Below are 16,627 nucleotides of genomic sequence, written 5' to 3' on the forward strand. Positions count from 1 at the left end.
CCGCGGGGATCAGCCGAAGACGTACTTGATGACCCGCTGGAATCCGAAGTCAAGCACGGTCACGAGGCCGATCATGACGACGACGAACACGATCACCACGGAGGTGTACGTCGTCAGCTGGCTGCGTGTCGGCCAGACGACCTTGCGAAGCTCCGCCACGACCTGGCGGTAGAAGAGCGCGAGACGGCCCAGAGGGCCCTTCTTGCCGCGCTTGCCGCCCTTGCGGGCCTTCTTCTTCGACTCGGGGACTTCATCCTCGGCATCAGGCATGTCGATGGAGCCCACGGCGTCCGTCACGCTTCTCACCTGATTCCGGGTCATGGCCGTGCCGCGCCCGGTGGAGCCGCACGGCAGTGCATTGAAGTACGTACATGCGCACACATCCTGGCGAAGGAGTGTGTAGCAGGGCCGGAGGGACTTGAACCCCCAACCGCTGGTTTTGGAGACCAGTGCTCTACCAATTGAGCTACGACCCTTTGTGGTTTCCACCAACCTACCGCATGTTCCCGGAAGTCCCGAGTGCAGGAACGGTGCGGCTGGTGAAGGCCAACGACAGGTGAGTGTACGTGCTCAGCGGCCCGGCGTCGAACAGATAGCTCCCGACCGCTCCTGACCGATGGCGTCCGCTTGCCTGTCCGGATGGTGTCCAGGTGCTGTCCGGTCCCTGAAACCCGTGTGCCGACGGGGATTCCGGTCTGGGAGCATGGGGGTCATGAGCGCTGCCACTTCTCCGTCCGAGCGCCGGGTCTCCGCCCGCATCGGTGCCATCTCCGAGTCCGCCACCCTCGCCGTCGACGCCAAGGCCAAGGCCCTCAAGGCCGCCGGCCGTCCGGTGATCGGCTTCGGCGCCGGCGAGCCCGACTTCCCGACCCCCGGCTACATCGTCGACGCCGCGGTCGAGGCCTGCCGCAACCCGAAGTACCACCGCTACACCCCCGCGGGCGGGCTCCCCGAGCTCAAGGCCGCGATCGCCGAGAAGACGCTGCGCGACTCCGGCTACGAGGTCGACGCCTCCCAGGTCCTGGTGACCAACGGCGGCAAGCAGGCCATCTACGAGGCCTTCGCCGCGATCCTCGACCCGGGCGACGAGGTCATCGTCCCGGCGCCGTACTGGACCACCTACCCGGAGTCGATCCGGCTGGCCGGCGGTGTCCCGGTGGAGGTCGTCGCCGACGAGACCACCGGGTACCGGGTCTCCGTGGAGCAGCTGGAGGCGGCCCGTACGGAGCGTACGAAGGTCGTCCTGTTCGTCTCCCCGTCGAACCCGACCGGCGCGGTCTACAGCGAGGCCGACGCCGAGGCGATCGGCCGCTGGGCCGTCGAGCACGGCCTGTGGGTGCTGACCGACGAGATCTACGAGCACCTGGTCTACGGCGACGCGAAGTTCACCTCGCTGCCGGCGATCGTGCCCGAGCTGCGCGACAAGTGCATCGTGGTCAACGGGGTCGCCAAGACGTACGCGATGACCGGCTGGCGCGTGGGCTGGATCGTCGGCCCCAAGGACGTGGTGAAGGCGGCGACCAACCTCCAGTCGCACGCCACCTCGAACGTCTCCAACGTCGCGCAGGTGGCCGCGCTGGCCGCCGTCTCGGGCAGCCTGGACGCGGTCGCGGAGATGCGCGCCGCCTTCGACCGGCGCCGCAAGACGATCGTGCGGATGCTCAACGAGATCGACGGCGTGCTCTGCCCGGAGCCCGAGGGCGCGTTCTACGCGTACCCCTCGGTGAAGGAGCTGCTCGGCAAGGAGATCCGCGGCAAGCGCCCGGCCACCTCGGTCGAGCTGGCGGCGCTCATCCTGGACGAGGCCGAGGTCGCGGTCGTGCCGGGCGAGGCCTTCGGTACGCCGGGCTATCTGCGGCTGTCCTACGCGCTGGGCGACGACGACCTGGTCGAGGGCGTCTCGCGGCTCCAGAAGCTGCTGGGCGAGGCCAAGGCGTAAGCACCACCGATCCCCAGAAGCGACCCCCGGCCCGGCCGGGGGTCGCTTTTTGTTCGCGTGGGCGTTCGACGGACAACCCGATGGGGAAAGCGGCTACCGCGAGGCCCCGTCCGTGCGGCAGGATCTTGGAATGGAGCGTGATGTACGTCTGTTGCCCAAGGCCCACCTGCACCTGCACTTCACCGGTTCGATGCGGCCCACGACGCTGCTCGAACTCGCCGACAAGTACGGCGTGCGGCTGCCCGAGGCCCTGACCGGCGGCGAGCCGCCCCGGCTGCGCGCGACGGACGAGCGCGGCTGGTTCCGTTTCCAGCGCCTCTACGACATCGCCCGGTCCTGTCTGCGGGAGCCCGAGGACATCCAGCGGCTGGTGCGCGAGGCGGCGCAGGAGGACGTGGCGGACGGTTCGGGCTGGCTGGAGATCCAGGTCGACCCGACCTCGTACGCGCCGCTGCTGGGCGGCCTGATCCCGGCGATCGAGATCATCCTGGACGCGGTGGACAGCGCGTCGGAGTCGACCGGGCTGCCGATCCGGGTGGTGATCGCGGCGAACCGGATGAAGCACCCGCTGGACGCCCGGACGCTGGCCCGGCTCGCGGTGCGGTACGCGGACCGGGGCGTCGTCGGCTTCGGGCTCTCCAACGACGAGCGGCGCGGCATGGCCCGCGACTTCGACCGGGCCTTCGCGATCGCCCGGGAGGGCGGTCTGCTGGCGGCGCCGCACGGCGGGGAGCTGTCCGGTCCGGCGAGCGTGCGCGACTGTCTGGACGATCTCGACGCGGCCCGGGTCGGGCACGGGGTGCGGGCCGCGGAGGATCCGCGGCTGCTGCGCCGGCTGGCGGAGCGCGGGGTGACGTGCGAGGTGTGCCCGGCGTCGAACGTGGCGCTGGGCGTCTACGAGAAGCCCTCGGACGTCCCCCTGCGCACTCTGTTCGACGCCGGTGTGCCGATGGCGCTGGGTGCGGACGATCCGCTGCTCTTCGGGTCGCGGCTGGCGGCGCAGTACGACCTGGTGCGGCGCCATCACGCGTTCACCGACGAGGAGCTGGCGGAGCTGGCGCGCCAGTCGGTGCGGGGCTCGTCGGCGCCCGAGGCGGTCAGGGCGGAGCTGCTGGCGGGCGTGGACGCCTGGCTGGCCTCTCCGGTGGCCTGACCCGGCCCCGGCGGGACGCGGGCTATCCGGTGAGTCCCCCGAGCAGCGTCCGGGCGACGGAGGCGGCGAAGTCGTCGAGGGACTGCGGCGGGGCGCCGGTGGGTGTGGCGGCGTAGGCGAAGGCGCGCTGGGCGCAGGCCCCCACGAGCAGGGAGGCGGCCGCGTAGGGGTCGGCGTCGGGGCGGACGCGGCCGGCCGACTGTTCGGCGCGCAGATAGGCCGCGACGCCCCTGATGGGCATGTGGGGGCCGGCGCCCAGTTCGCGCATGGCGTCGTTGTGGCGCTCCCTGAGCTTCGGTTCGGCGTACAGGGAGGCGGCGATCGGGAAGCTCTGTTCGTAGAAGAGGGCGGCCTGGCGGGCGATCTCGGTGAGGTTCTCCTCCACCGTGCGTTCGCCCTCCCCGGGGGCGGTCATCAGCCGTTCCAGGATGCTCTCCACCTTGGGCAGCCGTTCCCTGAGCACGACGACGAAGAGTTCTTCCTTGCTGGGGAAGTGCTTGTAGAGCGCGGCTTCCGAGCAGCCGGCCTCCCGTGCGATCTCCTTGGTGGTGGCGCGGGCCAGGCCGATGGTGAGCATCAGCCGGTGGGCGGCGTCGATGATGCGGGCGCGGGCCGGCTTCTGTTCCATGTGCTCTCCAACAAAGCTTGACGGGTGAGTGAGTGCCCACTCACCCTGGGGGTGAGTGAATACTTACCCACTCTAGAAGGGGTGTGCCATGAAACTCACGGTGTTCGGCGCGACGGGTGGCATCGGGCAGGAGATCGTCACCCAGGCGGTGAAGGCGGGGCACGAGGTGACGGCGGTGGTGCGCGATCCCGCGCGGCTGTCGGTCCCGCTCAAGGACGTCACGGTGTACACGGCGCCGCGGATCGACGAGCCCGAATCGCTGCGCGAGGCGGTGGCGGGCCGTGACGCGGTACTCTCCGGGCTCGGTTCGCGCGGCCGGAAGGCGGACGGGATCGCGGAGCGGCTCACCCGGGGCGTGCTGTCGGCGATGGAGGCGGAGGGCACGCGGCGGCTGCTCGTGGTGAGCGCGGCCCCGGTGGGCCCGCCGCCGGAGAACCCGGGGGCGCTCGACCGGATGATGCTCTCGCTGATCGGTGCGGTCCTCAAGGAGGTCTACGCGGACCTCACGGCGATGGAGGCGGCTCTGGCGGCCTCCGCGACGGACTGGACGTCCGTACGGCCCCCGAAGCTCACCAACGGCCCGCTGACGGGCCGCTACCGCACGGTGGTGGGCGGCAGCCCGCGCGCGGGCCGTTCGATCTCCCGCGCGGACGTGGCCCACGCGATGCTGGCGCTGATCGACGATCCGGCGTCGGTGAAGCAGGGCGTGGGCGTGGCGTACTGAACCGGGGCCGGGGCGGCCCTACAGGCTCACGCCGACGGTCACCGGTTCGTTGACGAGGGTGACGCCGAAGGCCTCGTGGACGCCGGCGACGACCTCGCGGGCCAGGGCGAGGAGGTCCTCGGTGGTGGCCTCGCCCCGATTGGTGAGGGCGAGGGTGTGCTTGGTGGAGATGCGGGCCGGGCCCGAGCCGTATCCCTTGGTGAATCCGGCCCGGTCGATGAGCCAGGCCGCCGAGGTCTTGGTGCGTCCCCCGCCCACGGGGAAGGCGGGGGGCGCGACGTCCGGGCCGAGCCGGTCGGCGACCCGGGCGGTGAACGCCTCGAACTGCTCCGGGTCCAGGATCGGGTTGGTGAAGAAGGAGCCGGCGGACCAGGTGTCGTGGTCCTCGGGGTCGAGCACCATGCCCTTGCCCGCCCGGAGCCGGAGCACGGTTTCGCGGGCCTCCGCGAGGGGAACGCGTTCCCCCTCCCCCACGCCCATGGCACGGGCCGTCTCGGGGTACTTGAGCGGGGCGGACAGCCCGCCCGCGTCCTCCAGGGCGAAGCGGACGCGCAGCACCACGTAGCGGTCGGGTTCGGCCTTGAAGCGGCTGTGGCGGTAGGAGAAGGCGCAGTCCTCGTTCGGGACGGTGACCGTCTCGCGGGTGCGCCGGTCATAGGCGACGACCTCCGTGAGGGTGGCGGAGACCTCCTGCCCGTACGCGCCGACGTTCTGGATCGGGGTCGCGCCGGCGGAGCCGGGGATGCCCGCCAGGCATTCGAGGCCGGCGAGCCCGGCCTCGACGGTGCGGGCGACGGCGTCCGTCCAGACCTCGCCGGCGGCCAGTTCGAGGCGGGTGCCGTCGAGCGCGAAGCCGCGGGTGGCGATGCGCAGGGCGGTGCCTTCGAAGCCCTTGTCGCCGATGACCAGGTTGCTCCCGCCGCCGATGACGAGAAGCGGGGTGCCGCTGTCGTCGGCCTCGCGGACGGCGTCGATCACCTCGGCGTCGGTCGTCGCGGTGATCAGACGGGTGGCGGGGCCGCCGAGCCGGAAGGTGGTCAGGGGGGCGAGGGGCGCGTCGTGGAGTTCCTGCACGGGAACAAGACTACGGTCCGCGCCCCCGCCTCCCGGGCGGGGCCGCGGACCGTGGTCGCGCGCGGTTCGTACGGGCCTCAGGCGGGCACGGCCACGCGGGCCTCCGCCGGTCCGGCGGCCGCCGGGGTCTCCGGGGCGGCCGGGGCAGTGCGCCGGCCCGGGATCATCAGGGCGACGAGCGCGGCCAGGCCGACCACACCGGCACCGATCCACACGGCGGGCACGGTTCCGTCGGTGAAGGCGTCCGGGGTGCCGATGCCGCCCTGCGCGGAGAAGACGGTGGCGAGCACGGCGACCCCCAGGGCGCCGCCGACCTCCCGCAGGGCGTTGTTCGCGCCGGAGGCGATGCCCTGCTCGGCCGGGCGGACGGACGACATCACCAGTCCGGCGGCGGGCGCGAAGTACAGGGCCATGCCGATGCCGCTGACGATCAGTCCGGGCAGCTGGGCGGCGTAGCTCGCGCCGGGGTCCAGGGCCAGGGCGAACAGGGCGAGTCCGGCGGCCTGGAGCGCGAGCCCCGTGACGACGACGGGCCGGCCGCCGAACCGGTCGGCGAGCACCCCGGCGACGGGGGCGACGAGCATCGGCATCCCGGTCCACGGCAGCATCCGCAGTCCGGCCTCGGTGGGCGAGTAGCCGAGGGCGCCCTGGAGGTACTGGCTGAGCAGGAAGATCGAGCCGAACATGCCGAGGAACATCAGCAGGCTTGCCATGTTGATGCCGAAGAAGGCCCGGTCCTTGAAGAGGCGCATCGGCAGGATCGGGTGGGAGGCGCGGAAGCCGTGGCGGACGAACGCGGCGATGAGCAGCGCGCCGACGGTGAGCGCGGTGAGGACGGTGGCGCTGGTCCAGCCCTTGGCGTTGGCGTTGACGAGTCCGTAGACGATGCCGAAGAGTCCGCCGCTGACCAGGAGGGTGCCGGGGATGTCGAGGCGGGCGTCGGGGGCGTACGACTCGGCCAGGCGGGTCCGGGCGAGCGGCAGGAGGACGAGGCCGATCGGGACGTTCAGCCAGAAGATCCACTGCCAGGAGATGTGCTCGGTGAGGCTGCCGCCGATGAGCGGGCCGCTGGCGACCGCGATCCCGGTGGCGGCGCTGAAGATGCCGAGGGCGGCGCCGCGCCGGGCCGGCGGTACGGCGGCGGTGAGCAGGGTGAGGGTCAGGGGCATCATGACCGCCGCGCCGACCCCCTGGATTGCGCGGAAGGCGATCAGTTCGCCGATGCCGGAGGAGAGGGCGGCCGCGGCGGAGGCGCCGGTGAAGACGGCGAGCCCGCCGAGGAAGAGCCGGCGGCGGCCGAACCGGTCGCCGAGCGAGGCGCCGAGCATCAGCAGGACGGCGAAGGTGAGCGTGTAGGCGTTGACCGTCCATTCGAGCTCTTCGAGTCCGCCGCCGAGGCTGGTGCGGATGGACGGCAGGGCGGTGGTGACGACGAGGTTGTCGAGGGCCGCCATGAAGCCGGCGACGCTGGTGATGACGAGGGCCCAGGCCGCCCCCCGGCGGCCTGTGGTGTGCTGGTCCACTGCTCCCCCTGCGGGTTAGTTATTGATGACTAACTTTCGTGCGCAGAAAACCGGGCCGGGCCCGGGTGGTGCTGTTCAGCTCGTCGGCCTGGCCGAGTCGTAGAGGCCGGTCCAGATGCGGTGGTCGGCCGGGAAGCCCATCGAGGTGAGCGTGTTGACGAGCATCCCGTACGCGAGGACCTGGGTGGTCTCGCTGACGTCGGCACCGAGGGCGAGGTGGACCGAGTCGAACCACTCCATCCACCCGGCCCGGAGCGTGGCGCCGAACTCGTGGTCCCCGGCTGCCTCCGCGGCCGCGACGGCCGCGTACATCTGCATCTGCATGAGCAGCTTGTCGGGGTCCGAGACGAGCATCTTCTGGTAGGCGGTGGCCATGGCGTGCAACGCCTCCTGGCCCTCCAGCCCCTCGGTGGCCTCCTCGAACACCTGCCGGATGTCGCGCAGACACCGCTCGGCCGCGGCGAGGAAGATCGCCTTCTTGTTGGGGAAGAGGCGGAACAGATAGGGCTGCGAGACGCCGACGGCCTTCGCGATCGCCTCGGTGGACGTCGCGCTGTACCCACCGCGGGCGAACTTCGTGACCGCCTCGCGGATGACGCAACCGCGCCGCTCGTCCGCACTCATCCTTGCCATGCCCGTAAGTTAGTACTCAATCACTAACTTACGCAAGCGGTCCGCGCGACCGTTCTTCGAAGGACGCACGCGTAAGGGGCACGGCCCCATGGACCGTGCCCCTTACGCGTACTCCGTACCGCCGGCGTCTCAGCCGAGCCGCACCACGGCGCGGGACATGCCCAGCACCTTCTTGCCGTCGCTCGTCGCCGTCAGGTCGACCCGCACCTGCCGGTCGTCCAGGAGGGCGGCCACCTTGCCGGTGACCTCGATCAGCGCGCCCTTGTCGTCGTTGGGCACCACGACGGGACGCGTGAACCGCACGCCGTACTCGACGACCGCGCCCGGGTCACCGGCCCAGTCCGTGACGACCCGGACGGCCTCGGCCATGGTGAACATGCCGTGGGCGATCACGTCCTCCAGGCCGACCTCACGGGCGAACTTCTCGTTCCAGTGGATCGGGTTGAAGTCGCCGGAGGCGCCCGCGTACCGCACGAGGGTCTCGCGGGTCACCGGAAAGGACCGCGCCGGCAGCTCCGTGCCGACCTCGACCGCGTCGTAGCTCACCTTCGCCGCCATCACGCCTCCTCGGCGCCGCGCGCCACGAGCTTCGTCCACGCCGTCACGACGAGCTCACCGGACTCGTCGTGGACCTCGCCGCGGATGTCCAGGATGTCGTTGCCCGCCATGGTCTTGACGGTCTCGATGGTCGAGGTGACCGTGAGCCGGTCGCCCGCCCGCACCGGACGCACGTACGCGAACTTCTGGTCGCCGTGCACCACCCGGCTGTAGTCCAGGCCCAGCTGCGGGTCCTCGATGACCTGCCCGGCCGCCTTGAAGGTGATCGAGAACACGAAGGTCGGCGGAGCGATCACATCGGTGTGCCCGAGCGCCTTGGCCGCCTCGGGGTCGACGTACGCGGGATTCGCGTCGTTCACCGCCTCGGCGAACTCGCGGATCTTCTCCCGGCCGACCTCGTACGGCGCGGTGGGCGGATAGGTCCGCCCCACGAAGGACTGGTCGAGCGCCATGAGCTCGCAACCTCCTGATGGAAAGACGAATGGGCCGGCGAGGCCCGGTACGACATACCGACCTGTACAACGACACGAGGCCGCCCCCAACGGGGGCGGCCTCGTGTACGAGCCTGATTCAGCGCGTTTCGCGGTGCGCAGTGTGCGAGTTGCAGCGCGGGCAGTGCTTCTTCATCTCAAGACGGTCCGGGTTGTTACGCCGGTTCTTCTTGGTGATGTAGTTCCGCTCCTTGCACTCCACGCAGGCCAGCGTGATCTTCGGGCGGACGTCGGTGGCAGCCACGTGAGTGCTCCTTGGACGGACGATGGACGGATGAACGCAAAAAAGAGTAGCCGATCGAAGGACCGACCCCACAATCGGCTACTGTTAGTAGCGGTGACCGGACTTGAACCGGTGACACAGCGATTATGAGCCGCTTGCTCTACCGACTGAGCTACACCGCTTTGATGACGAGTCCCCCCGCCGAAGCGGGGTTTCCCGATCACCAGAGCCCCAATGCGGAATCGAACCGCAGACCTTCTCCTTACCATGGAGACGCTCTACCGACTGAGCTATTGGGGCGAGCGATGAAGACATTACACGGTCTGTCGCCGATCGCCCAAATCCGTTTCGGCACCCCCTCGCCGGCCCCTGTCCGGCACGGCCCCGGGCCCGCGTCCCGGACCGCCGCACACCCCTTGATCAGCGACGCGTCCGCCCCGGCACCCGCACCCCGGAACCCCGTACGGCCACGCCGGTACGACTATTGCGCTCCTCCTCGAAGGCGGCCGGGCACGCCCCTAGGCTCGACCCACTCCGCGTGATCTCCACATGATCTTCTTCCCTCCCAGGAGCCGCGATGCCCGACAGCCAGCCGCGGCCGCCGGACGACCGCCCGGCGGGCACGGCGGGCGGCCCCGAGCAGGCCGCGCTGACCCTCTGCGGCGCCCGTCTCACCGACGGCCGCCTCGTGGACGTACGGCTCGGCGCCGGACGCATCGAGGCCGTCGGCACCGCCGGCAGCCTGGTCGCCCCCGGCTCCCGCGTGGACCTGCGCGGCCACATGCTGCTCCCCGCCCCCGCCGAACCGCACGCACACGGGGACACCGCGCTCACCGCCGACGGCGCCGGACCCGCCTCGCAGCGCCCCGAGGACATCCAGCGCCGCGCCACGGAGGCGGCGCTGCTCCAGCTCGGCCACGGCGCCACCGCCCTGCGCTCGCACATCCGGATCGGCGACATACAGGGCCTCACCGCCCTCGAAGCGGTCCTCCAGGCCCGCCGCTCGCTGCGCGGACTCGCCGATCTGACCGCCGTGGCCGTCCCCCGGCTGCTCACCGGGGTCGCCGGTGCCGAGAATCTGGCGATGCTCCGGGACGCGCTGAAGATGGGTGCCGGCGCCGTCGGCGGCCGCCCGGACCTCGATCCGGACCCCACCGGCTACACGGAGGCCGTCCTGGAGGTCGCGGCCGAGCACGGCTGCCCCGTCGACCTGCACACCGACGGCGACGATCCCGGCCGGCTCGCCCGGTTCGCCGCGATGGCCGGCGGGCTGCGCCAGGAGGTCTCCATCGGCCCCTGTGCGGGCCTCTCGCGGCTTCCGGAGGACGTCGTGGCCCGCACCGCCGACCGGCTCGCGGCAGCCGGTGTGACGGTCGTCTGCCTGCCCCAGGGCGGCTGCTGCGGGTCCGGGCGGCGGGGCACCGCCCCCGTACGGCTGCTGCGCACGTCCGGGGTGCGGGTCGCGGCGGGCAGCGGGGCGCTGCGCGATCCCGGCAACCCGGTGGGCCGCGGCGACCCCCTGGAGGCCGCGTATCTGCTCGCCTCGCAGGAAGGCCTGCCCCCCGGGCACGCCTACGAGGCCGTCGCCGCGGAGGCCAGACGGGCGATGGGGCTGCCCGAGGTGCGGGTGGAGGCGGGCTTCCCCGCCGAACTGCTCGCGGTCCGCGGCGAGACGCTCGCCGGGGTGCTGTCGCTCGCGTACAGCCGGGTCGTCGTGCACCGGGGCCGGGTGGTGGCCAGGACCAGCGCCGTGCGCGAGTACCGCGACCACGACGACCCGGGGACCGGCGGCCCGTTCGGGCTGCCGCGCCAGGGAAGACCGGACTCCCCCGGCGGGCCGTGAGCGTCCGGGCGCCGTCCGGCGTACCGTCGGCGGTATGCGCATTGTCATCGCAGGTGGACATGGTCAGATCGCGCTGCGGCTGGAGCGGCTGCTCTCCGCGCGCGGGGACAAAGCCGTGGGCGTCATCCGGAATCCGGCACAGCGTGAGGACCTACAGGAGGCGGGCGCCGAGGCCGTGGTGCTGGACCTCGAATCGGCCACCGTGGAGGAGGCGGCCGAGGTGCTGCGCGGCGCGGACGCGGCGGTGTTCGCGGCCGGTGCGGGCCCCGACAGCGGTGCGGGCCGCAAGGACACCGTGGACAAGGGCGCCGCGGTGCTGTTCGCGGACGCGGCCGAGCGGGCCGGGGTGCGACGGTACGTCGTCGTCTCGTCCATGGGCGCGGACCCGGACCACCCCGGCGACGAGGTGTTCGACGTCTATCTGCGGGCCAAGGGTGCGGCGGACGCGTACGTACGCTCCCGGCCCGCGCTCGACTGGACGATCCTGCGTCCCGGCATGCTGACGAACGACGCGGGTACCGGCCAGGTCCTGCTGGCGGCCTCCACCGGACGCGGCCCGGTCCCGCGCGACGACGTGGCGGCCGCCCTCGTCGAACTGCTGGACACCCCGGCGACGGCCGGTCTGACGCTCGAACTCATCTCGGGCAACGTTCCGTTGACCGTCGCGGTGAAGGACGTCGCCGGAAACTGACTCCGCGTCGGCGGACTCCTGGGAGGGCGTCCGTCCGGTCAGTCTCCCGTGGCCGGCCGGACGGTGATCCCGTGGCGCTCCAGCAGCGCCGCGGTGACCCCGTCGCCCTCCCGGAGCACCCCGCCGAACGTCCCGTCGTAGACCGCGCCGCGCCCGCACGAGGGGCTGCGCGCCATCAGCACCGCCTCCGCGCACCCGCCCGCCCGCGCCGCCTCCAGCGCCCTGCGGGCCCCGTCCAGGAACGCACCGGTCACGTCCCGCCCGGTGTCGTCCACGACCCGGGCCCGCCCGTCCAGCACGTCGTGCCCGTCGCCCCCGACGATCTCGGCGGGCCGCCGGGGCGTCGCCAGCCCGGCGGCGGCCTCCGGACAGAACGCCACCGCCCGCCGCCCCTCCAGCGCCTCCGCCACCCCCGCCGAGGCCTTGCCCCGCCCGTCGAAACGGCAGGGCACACCACGCAGACAGGCGCTGACCAGTACGGGTTCCATGGCGTGTTCCTCGCTGTGTCCTTGTCGTACGGAAACAGAGAAGGCCCCCGTCCGAAGGACGGGGGCCTTGCAGTGTGGCGGCGCCAGGGTTCGAACCTGGGTAGGCTGAGCCGGCAGATTTACAGTCTGCTCCCTTTGGCCACTCGGGCACACCGCCAAGGGATGTTGTCTTCGAGTCCCGTTTTTCGCGGTGCTCTCCGGCAACGACGTAAACGATACCTGATGACCGGGGGTGCTTCGCCACCGGATTGATCAGCGGTGGTGGCGGGGGTGCGCGGGGGTCCCGGGCCGGGGTGTCCGGGGGGTGCGGGGCCGGTGCGCGGGGACGCGAGGGGCTCGGGGGCTGTCCTAGGCTTGGCCGGACGGCGTGGTGCCCGCGGGCTCCGCGGCCGCCCCTGTAAGCACTTTCTTTCCAGCACCCCGATCCAAGGAGCCACACGTCATGGCCGACTCCAGTTTCGACATCGTCTCGAAGGTCGAGCGGCAGGAGGTCGACAACGCCCTCAACCAGGCCGCGAAGGAGATCTCCCAGCGCTACGACTTCAAGGGAACCGGTGCCTCGATCTCCTGGTCCGGCGAGAAGATCCTGATGGAGGCGAACGGTGAGGAGAGGGTCAAGGCGATCCTCGACATCTTCCAGTCCAAGCTGATCAAGCGAGGCATCTCGCTGAAGTCGCTGGACGCGGGCGAGCCGCAGCTGTCCGGCAAGGAGTACAAGATCTTCGCCTCGATCGAGGAGGGCATCTCCCAGGAGAACGCCAAGAAGGTCGCGAAGGTCATTCGTGACGAGGGCCCCAAGGGCGTCAAGGCGCAGGTCCAGGGCGACGAGCTGCGGGTCAGCTCGAAGAGCCGGGACGATCTGCAGGCCGTTCAGGCGCTGCTGAAGGGCAAGGACTTCGACTTCGCCATCCAGTTCGTGAACTACCGGTAGTCCGGCCGTCGCGCGGGACCGTCGCGGTCCGGGCGGGCGGGAGCGTGCGACGCGCTCCCGCGCCCGGTCCCGACCGGTTTCCCGGTACGGGACTGCATGTCCGAATACCGCCGGTCACGGCGGTCCGGGCGCCGCAGACTGGTCGGTGGAGGCCGGCGGAGCGGCCGGTTCCGGACGGAGGAGAGGGACGCGTCATGACGCTGTACACGACGGTCGACAGCCCGTTGGGCGAGCTGCTGCTGGTCGGCGAGGAGGCGGCCGGGGCGGCCGGTTCCGCCGCGGGGGTCGCGCTCGTCTCGCTCTCCGTGCCGGGCCAGAAGGGCGGGGCGGTCGTCGAGGACGGCTGGGTCCGTGATCCGGGGGCGTTCGCCGGGGTGGCGGCGCAGTTGCGGGAGTACTTCGAGGGCCGGCGGACGCGGTTCGACCTGCTGTACGCGGCGGGGCGCGGGACGGAGTTCCAGCGCCGGGTCTGGGCGGCGCTGGAGGCGGTGCCGTACGGGGAGACGGTCTCGTACGGGCAGATCGCCGAGCGGGTCGGTTCGTCGGGTGCGGGGGTGCGGGCCGTGGGTACGGCGATCGGGCGCAATCCGCTGCTCGTCGTGCGGCCGTGCCACCGGGTGATCGGCGCGGACGGGGCGCTGCGCGGGTACGCGGGCGGTCTGGAGCGCAAGGAGCGGCTGCTGGGCCTGGAAGGCGCCCTCGTGGGGCGCTGATGGGCGGCCTGTTCCCCCGGCCGCGGACGGTGGTCGCGCCGGGCGCGGTGCATGTGCCCGAGTGGCTGTCCCCGGAGCGGCAGCGGGAGTTGGTGGCGGCGTGCCGGGAGTGGGCGCGCGGGCCCGTTCCGCTGCGGCACACGGTGCTGCCGGGCGGCGGGGTGATGTCGGTGCGGACGGTGTGCCTGGGGTGGCACTGGCAGCCGTACCGCTATTCGCGTACGGCGGACGATGTGAACGGGGCGCAGGTCGCGCCACTGCCCGCATGGCTCGTGGAGCTGGGGCGGGCCGCGGTGGCGGAGGCGTACGGGCCGGAGGGCGGTGCCGGGGCGTACGCGCCGGACGCGGCCCTGGTGAACTTCTACGACGACGCGGCGCGCATGGGCATGCACCAGGACAAGGAGGAGCGGGCCGGGGCCCCGGTGGTGTCGCTGAGCATCGGTGACAGCTGTGTCTTCCGGTTCGGCAACACGGAGCACCGGGGGCGGCCCTACACGGACGTGGAACTGGCCTCGGGCGATCTGTTCGTCTTCGGCGGGCCGTCGCGGTACGCGTTCCACGGGGTGCCGCGGATCCTGCCGGGAACGGCGGACCCGGGCACCGGGATGCGGGGCGGCCGGCTCAATCTGACGCTGCGCGAGACGGGGCTGGGCGCCCCCTGAGGGGGTGTCCCGGCCCGGGGTCAGCGGCGTTCGCGGGAGTTGCCGAACAGCAGCCGGTAGGCGATCAGCAGGATCAGCGAGCCGCCTATGGCCGACACCCAGGTCGCCGGGTCGAAGAAGTCGTCGTTCGAGATGGTGCGGTCGAGGAACCGGGTCGATATCCAGCCGCCCAGGAACGCGCCGACGATCCCGATGAGGGTGGTGCCCACCAGGCCGCCGGGGTCGCGGCCCGGCAGCAGGACCTTGGCGATGACGCCCGCGACAAGTCCGAGAATGATCCAGCCAACAATGCTCATGCGTGCGAACCTACCCGTCACCCGGTGGTGGAATCCAAGACGTCCGTGCGGGCGGGGCAGTTGCCCGGAGCTGCGGTGAATCTCCTGCGGGGCGTGGTGCGTACGGGGACGGGGCCCGGAACTACCAGCCCGCGAAGGGGGCGTCGGTGCTGACGATCTCCTTGCCGAAGGGCATCAGCGAGACGGGAATCAGCTTGAAGTTCGCGATGCCCAGGGGGATGCCGATGATCGTGAGGCAGAGGGCGATGCCGGTGGTGATGTGGCCGAGCGCCAGCCACCAGCCGGCCAGGATCAGCCAGAGCACGTTGCCCACGCAGGAGGGGGCGCCCGCGTCCCGGCGGTCGACGACGCGGTGGCCGAAGGGCCACAGGGCGTAGAGGCCGATCCGGAAGGCTGCCAGGCCGAAGGGGATGCCGATGATCGTGATGCACAGCAGGACGCCCGCGAGCAGGTAGCCGAGGAACATCCAGAAGCCGCACAGGACCAGCCAGATGACGTTCAGGATTGTCTTCACGGGCGGTGACCTGCCATCTTTTCGAGTCGGGCGATGCGCTCCGCCATCGGCGGGTGGGTCGAGAACAGTTTGGACATGCCCTGGCCCGGCCGGAACGGGTTGGCGATCATCATGTGGCTCGCGGTCTCGATCCGGGGCTCGGGGGGCAGCGGAAGCTGTTTGGTGCCCGCCTCCAGCTTTCTCAGGGCACCGGCGAGGGCCAGTGGGTCGCCGGTCAGCTGGGCGCCCGAGGCGTCCGCCTCGTACTCGCGGGAGCGGCTGACGGCCAGCTGGATCACGGTGGCGGCCAGCGGGCCCAGGATCATGATCAGCAGCATGCCGAGGATGCCGGGGCCCTCGTCGTCGTTGGAGCGGCCGACCGGGATCAGCCAGGCGAAGTTGACGAGGAACATGACGACGGAGGCGAGCGCTCCGGCGACGGAGGAGATCAGGATGTCGCGGTTGTAGACATGGCTCAGCTCGTGTCCCAGGACGCCGCGCAGTTCCCGTTCGTCCAGGATCTGGAGGATGCCCTCGGTGCAGCAGACCGCGGCGTTGCGCGGGTTGCGGCCGGTCGCGAAGGCGTTGGGGGCCTGGGTCGGGGAGATGTACAGCCGGGGCATGGGCTGGCGCGCGGCCGTGGAGAGCTCGCGGACGATGCGGTACAGCTGGGGGGCCTCGAACTCGCTCACCGGGCGGGCGCGCATGGCCCGCAGGGCCAGCTTGTCGCTGTTCCAGTAGGCGTAGGCGTTGGTGCCGACGGCTACGAGGAGCGCGACGATCAGACCCGTACGCCCGAAGAAGCTTCCGATGACGATGATGAGTGTGGACAGGCCCCCGAGGAGTACGGCGGTTCTCAGCCCGTTGTGCCGGCGGTGCACGGTACGCCCTCCAAGTGGTGCGGCAGGGGAACCCTTGCTCGGTGGTGCTCCACTCCCCAGTGGAGCCTCCCGAACTGGTCAACGCCAGGCGGGAGGAGCTAGTTCCCTTGTGCTCGCGGCCCGCCGCGGCCACGGGGCCCGCGACCGGGCGGGTGCGCGTCCGGGGGCGGGCCGTAGGCCGTACGGGTGGGGCGTACCGCCGGTCAGCGCGGAGCGGGGAGCTTGGCGAGCTCCAGGGCCTCGGGGTCGGGCTCGACCTCGCTGGTGCAGTGGGCGCAGCGGGAGGCGATGGCGGGGATGGCGGTGTAGCAGCGGGGGCAGTCGCGCAGGGCGGCCTTGATGTCGACCTTCTCCTGCTCCTTCTTGGTGAAGCGGTCCTGGACCTTGGCCATGGGCACGACGACGCAGAAGTAGAGCACGGCGGCGGTGATGAGGAAGGCGATCGCGGCGCTGACGAAGAGGCCGTAGGGGAAGTCCACTCCGTCCAGCCTGAAGTGGGCCTTGCTGAAGTCGCCGGTGCCGCGGGTGATGATGCCGATCACGGGGACGATGAACGCGTTGCTGAACCCGGTGACGACCGCGGTGAACGCGGCTCCGACGGCGAGACCGATCGCCATGGAGACGACGTTTCCGCGCAGGATGAAGTCTTTGAACCCGTTCAGCACTGCTCTGGCTCCTCTGTG

At 71.5% G+C, this 16,627-nt stretch carries 21 protein-coding genes and 4 tRNA genes; 8 read left to right on the forward strand and 17 right to left on the reverse strand.

Annotated elements, in window-relative coordinates:
- Positions 1–9 precede the first annotated feature (9 nt).
- Together secE and ACZ4FH_RS21470 are read right to left on the reverse strand one after the other, a co-directional pair.
- The gene (gene secE, locus ACZ4FH_RS21465) at positions 10–297 is read right to left on the reverse strand and encodes a preprotein translocase subunit SecE (protein ID WP_383640053.1); all 288 of its coding nucleotides are present in this window, start codon (positions 295–297) and stop codon (positions 10–12) included.
- A 106-nt stretch (positions 298–403) separates the two neighbouring features.
- Positions 404–476 (reverse strand) — tRNA-Trp (locus ACZ4FH_RS21470).
- 236 nt (positions 477–712) lie between these two features.
- Between ACZ4FH_RS21470 and ACZ4FH_RS21475 the strand changes: the two genes are divergently transcribed.
- Both ACZ4FH_RS21475 and ACZ4FH_RS21480 read left to right on the forward strand, forming a co-directional pair.
- Positions 713–1,939 carry a pyridoxal phosphate-dependent aminotransferase gene (locus ACZ4FH_RS21475; protein WP_467306591.1) on the forward strand — a complete coding sequence of 409 codons (1,227 nt, stop codon included), beginning with the start codon at positions 713–715 and terminating at the stop codon, positions 1,937–1,939.
- Between the two features lie 130 nt (positions 1,940–2,069).
- Positions 2,070–3,092 (forward strand): adenosine deaminase, encoded by a 1,023-nt coding sequence (locus ACZ4FH_RS21480; protein WP_467306592.1) that lies wholly within the window; start codon positions 2,070–2,072, stop codon positions 3,090–3,092.
- A 22-nt stretch (positions 3,093–3,114) separates the two neighbouring features.
- Here the strand turns inward: ACZ4FH_RS21480 and ACZ4FH_RS21485 are convergent, their stop codons facing one another.
- Complete coding sequence (locus ACZ4FH_RS21485) at positions 3,115–3,720, reverse strand: TetR/AcrR family transcriptional regulator (RefSeq protein ID WP_385108454.1); 606 nt, start codon at positions 3,718–3,720, stop codon at positions 3,115–3,117.
- 88 nt (positions 3,721–3,808) lie between these two features.
- Between ACZ4FH_RS21485 and ACZ4FH_RS21490 the strand changes: the two genes are divergently transcribed.
- On the forward strand, positions 3,809–4,444 hold the full coding sequence (locus tag ACZ4FH_RS21490; RefSeq protein WP_467306594.1) for an NAD(P)-dependent oxidoreductase: 636 nt from the start codon (positions 3,809–3,811) through the stop codon (positions 4,442–4,444).
- Positions 4,445–4,462: 18 nt separating this feature from the next.
- On the opposite strand, the gene ACZ4FH_RS21495 is transcribed toward ACZ4FH_RS21490, so the two are convergent.
- From ACZ4FH_RS21495 to ACZ4FH_RS21530, 8 genes are all read right to left on the reverse strand, one after another.
- Positions 4,463–5,518, reverse strand: coding sequence for a UDP-N-acetylmuramate dehydrogenase (locus ACZ4FH_RS21495; protein WP_467306596.1), 1,056 nt, complete (start codon positions 5,516–5,518; stop codon positions 4,463–4,465).
- Between the two features lie 77 nt (positions 5,519–5,595).
- Positions 5,596–7,041 (reverse strand): DHA2 family efflux MFS transporter permease subunit, encoded by a 1,446-nt coding sequence (locus tag ACZ4FH_RS21500; protein WP_467306597.1) that lies wholly within the window; start codon positions 7,039–7,041, stop codon positions 5,596–5,598.
- A gap of 75 nt (positions 7,042–7,116) precedes the next feature.
- On the reverse strand, positions 7,117–7,665 hold the full coding sequence (locus tag ACZ4FH_RS21505) for a TetR/AcrR family transcriptional regulator (protein WP_467306931.1): 549 nt from the start codon (positions 7,663–7,665) through the stop codon (positions 7,117–7,119).
- Between the two features lie 138 nt (positions 7,666–7,803).
- A complete protein-coding gene (locus tag ACZ4FH_RS21510; RefSeq protein WP_467306599.1) occupies positions 7,804–8,232 on the reverse strand; it encodes a MaoC family dehydratase in 429 nt (142 codons plus the stop codon).
- On the reverse strand, positions 8,232–8,684 hold the full coding sequence (locus ACZ4FH_RS21515) for an FAS1-like dehydratase domain-containing protein (protein WP_383640078.1): 453 nt from the start codon (positions 8,682–8,684) through the stop codon (positions 8,232–8,234). The genes ACZ4FH_RS21510 and ACZ4FH_RS21515 overlap by 1 nt, the downstream gene beginning before the upstream one ends.
- Before the next feature lie 118 nt (positions 8,685–8,802).
- Positions 8,803–8,967 (reverse strand): 50S ribosomal protein L33, encoded by a 165-nt coding sequence (gene rpmG / locus ACZ4FH_RS21520; protein WP_003956487.1) that lies wholly within the window; start codon positions 8,965–8,967, stop codon positions 8,803–8,805.
- 88 nt (positions 8,968–9,055) lie between these two features.
- Positions 9,056–9,128 (reverse strand) — tRNA-Met (locus ACZ4FH_RS21525).
- 45 nt (positions 9,129–9,173) lie between these two features.
- Positions 9,174–9,246, reverse strand: a tRNA-Thr gene (locus tag ACZ4FH_RS21530).
- A gap of 277 nt (positions 9,247–9,523) precedes the next feature.
- Between ACZ4FH_RS21530 and ACZ4FH_RS21535 the strand changes: the two genes are divergently transcribed.
- Together ACZ4FH_RS21535 and ACZ4FH_RS21540 are read left to right on the forward strand one after the other, a co-directional pair.
- Entirely contained in the window at positions 9,524–10,789 is a 1,266-nt protein-coding gene (locus ACZ4FH_RS21535) for an amidohydrolase family protein (RefSeq protein WP_467306601.1), read from the forward strand.
- Between the two features lie 34 nt (positions 10,790–10,823).
- Positions 10,824–11,480 (forward strand): SDR family oxidoreductase, encoded by a 657-nt coding sequence (locus ACZ4FH_RS21540; RefSeq protein WP_467306603.1) that lies wholly within the window; start codon positions 10,824–10,826, stop codon positions 11,478–11,480.
- Between the two features lie 38 nt (positions 11,481–11,518).
- On the opposite strand, the gene ACZ4FH_RS21545 is transcribed toward ACZ4FH_RS21540, so the two are convergent.
- Together ACZ4FH_RS21545 and ACZ4FH_RS21550 are read right to left on the reverse strand one after the other, a co-directional pair.
- Positions 11,519–11,968, reverse strand: a complete 450-nt coding sequence (locus ACZ4FH_RS21545) for a 2-thiouracil desulfurase family protein (RefSeq protein WP_467306604.1) — start codon at positions 11,966–11,968, stop codon at positions 11,519–11,521.
- Between the two features lie 75 nt (positions 11,969–12,043).
- Positions 12,044–12,125, reverse strand: a tRNA-Tyr gene (locus ACZ4FH_RS21550).
- Between the two features lie 285 nt (positions 12,126–12,410).
- Between ACZ4FH_RS21550 and ACZ4FH_RS21555 the strand changes: the two genes are divergently transcribed.
- The 3 genes from ACZ4FH_RS21555 (at position 12,411) to ACZ4FH_RS21565 (ending at position 14,274) form a co-directional block, all read left to right on the forward strand.
- Complete coding sequence (locus ACZ4FH_RS21555; RefSeq protein WP_383643207.1) at positions 12,411–12,899, forward strand: YajQ family cyclic di-GMP-binding protein; 489 nt, start codon at positions 12,411–12,413, stop codon at positions 12,897–12,899.
- A 194-nt stretch (positions 12,900–13,093) separates the two neighbouring features.
- Positions 13,094–13,612, forward strand: a complete 519-nt coding sequence (locus ACZ4FH_RS21560; RefSeq protein ID WP_467306607.1) for a methylated-DNA--[protein]-cysteine S-methyltransferase — start codon at positions 13,094–13,096, stop codon at positions 13,610–13,612.
- Positions 13,612–14,274, forward strand: coding sequence for an alpha-ketoglutarate-dependent dioxygenase AlkB family protein (locus tag ACZ4FH_RS21565; protein ID WP_467306608.1), 663 nt, complete (start codon positions 13,612–13,614; stop codon positions 14,272–14,274). Before ACZ4FH_RS21560 ends, ACZ4FH_RS21565 begins: the two co-directional genes overlap by 1 nt.
- Positions 14,275–14,294: 20 nt before the next feature.
- On the opposite strand, the gene ACZ4FH_RS21570 is transcribed toward ACZ4FH_RS21565, so the two are convergent.
- From ACZ4FH_RS21570 to mscL, 4 genes are all read right to left on the reverse strand, one after another.
- Positions 14,295–14,570 (reverse strand): GlsB/YeaQ/YmgE family stress response membrane protein, encoded by a 276-nt coding sequence (locus tag ACZ4FH_RS21570; protein WP_383643198.1) that lies wholly within the window; start codon positions 14,568–14,570, stop codon positions 14,295–14,297.
- A 121-nt stretch (positions 14,571–14,691) separates the two neighbouring features.
- Positions 14,692–15,084 (reverse strand): YccF domain-containing protein, encoded by a 393-nt coding sequence (locus ACZ4FH_RS21575; protein ID WP_383643195.1) that lies wholly within the window; start codon positions 15,082–15,084, stop codon positions 14,692–14,694.
- Entirely contained in the window at positions 15,081–15,944 is an 864-nt protein-coding gene (htpX, locus tag ACZ4FH_RS21580; RefSeq protein WP_467306609.1) for a zinc metalloprotease HtpX, read from the reverse strand. The genes ACZ4FH_RS21575 and htpX overlap by 4 nt, the downstream gene beginning before the upstream one ends.
- Positions 15,945–16,147: 203 nt before the next feature.
- Complete coding sequence (gene mscL, locus ACZ4FH_RS21585) at positions 16,148–16,609, reverse strand: large conductance mechanosensitive channel protein MscL (RefSeq protein WP_383643189.1); 462 nt, start codon at positions 16,607–16,609, stop codon at positions 16,148–16,150.
- Positions 16,610–16,627 lie beyond the last annotated feature (18 nt).

The sequence above is a fragment of the Streptomyces sp. NPDC024555 genome (assembly GCF_055559335.1).

Excerpts from the sequence above, each read along its gene's own strand:
- ACZ4FH_RS21475 (WP_467306591.1), top strand. The coding sequence starts at position 713 with ATGAGCGCTGCCACTTCTCCGTCCGAGCGCCGGGTCTCCGCCCGCATC.
- ACZ4FH_RS21480 (WP_467306592.1), top strand. The coding sequence starts at position 2,070 with ATGGAGCGTGATGTACGTCTGTTGCCCAAGGCCCACCTGCACCTGCAC.
- ACZ4FH_RS21485 (WP_385108454.1), bottom strand. The coding sequence starts at position 3,720 with ATGGAACAGAAGCCGGCCCGCGCCCGCATCATCGACGCCGCCCACCGG.
- ACZ4FH_RS21490 (WP_467306594.1), top strand. The coding sequence starts at position 3,809 with ATGAAACTCACGGTGTTCGGCGCGACGGGTGGCATCGGGCAGGAGATC.
- ACZ4FH_RS21505 (WP_467306931.1), bottom strand. The coding sequence starts at position 7,665 with ATGAGTGCGGACGAGCGGCGCGGTTGCGTCATCCGCGAGGCGGTCACG.
- ACZ4FH_RS21510 (WP_467306599.1), bottom strand. The coding sequence starts at position 8,232 with ATGGCGGCGAAGGTGAGCTACGACGCGGTCGAGGTCGGCACGGAGCTG.
- ACZ4FH_RS21515 (WP_383640078.1), bottom strand. The coding sequence starts at position 8,684 with ATGGCGCTCGACCAGTCCTTCGTGGGGCGGACCTATCCGCCCACCGCG.
- ACZ4FH_RS21535 (WP_467306601.1), top strand. The coding sequence starts at position 9,524 with ATGCCCGACAGCCAGCCGCGGCCGCCGGACGACCGCCCGGCGGGCACG.
- ACZ4FH_RS21540 (WP_467306603.1), top strand. The coding sequence starts at position 10,824 with ATGCGCATTGTCATCGCAGGTGGACATGGTCAGATCGCGCTGCGGCTG.
- ACZ4FH_RS21545 (WP_467306604.1), bottom strand. The coding sequence starts at position 11,968 with ATGGAACCCGTACTGGTCAGCGCCTGTCTGCGTGGTGTGCCCTGCCGT.
- ACZ4FH_RS21555 (WP_383643207.1), top strand. The coding sequence starts at position 12,411 with ATGGCCGACTCCAGTTTCGACATCGTCTCGAAGGTCGAGCGGCAGGAG.
- ACZ4FH_RS21560 (WP_467306607.1), top strand. The coding sequence starts at position 13,094 with ATGACGCTGTACACGACGGTCGACAGCCCGTTGGGCGAGCTGCTGCTG.
- ACZ4FH_RS21565 (WP_467306608.1), top strand. The coding sequence starts at position 13,612 with ATGGGCGGCCTGTTCCCCCGGCCGCGGACGGTGGTCGCGCCGGGCGCG.
- ACZ4FH_RS21570 (WP_383643198.1), bottom strand. The coding sequence starts at position 14,570 with ATGAGCATTGTTGGCTGGATCATTCTCGGACTTGTCGCGGGCGTCATC.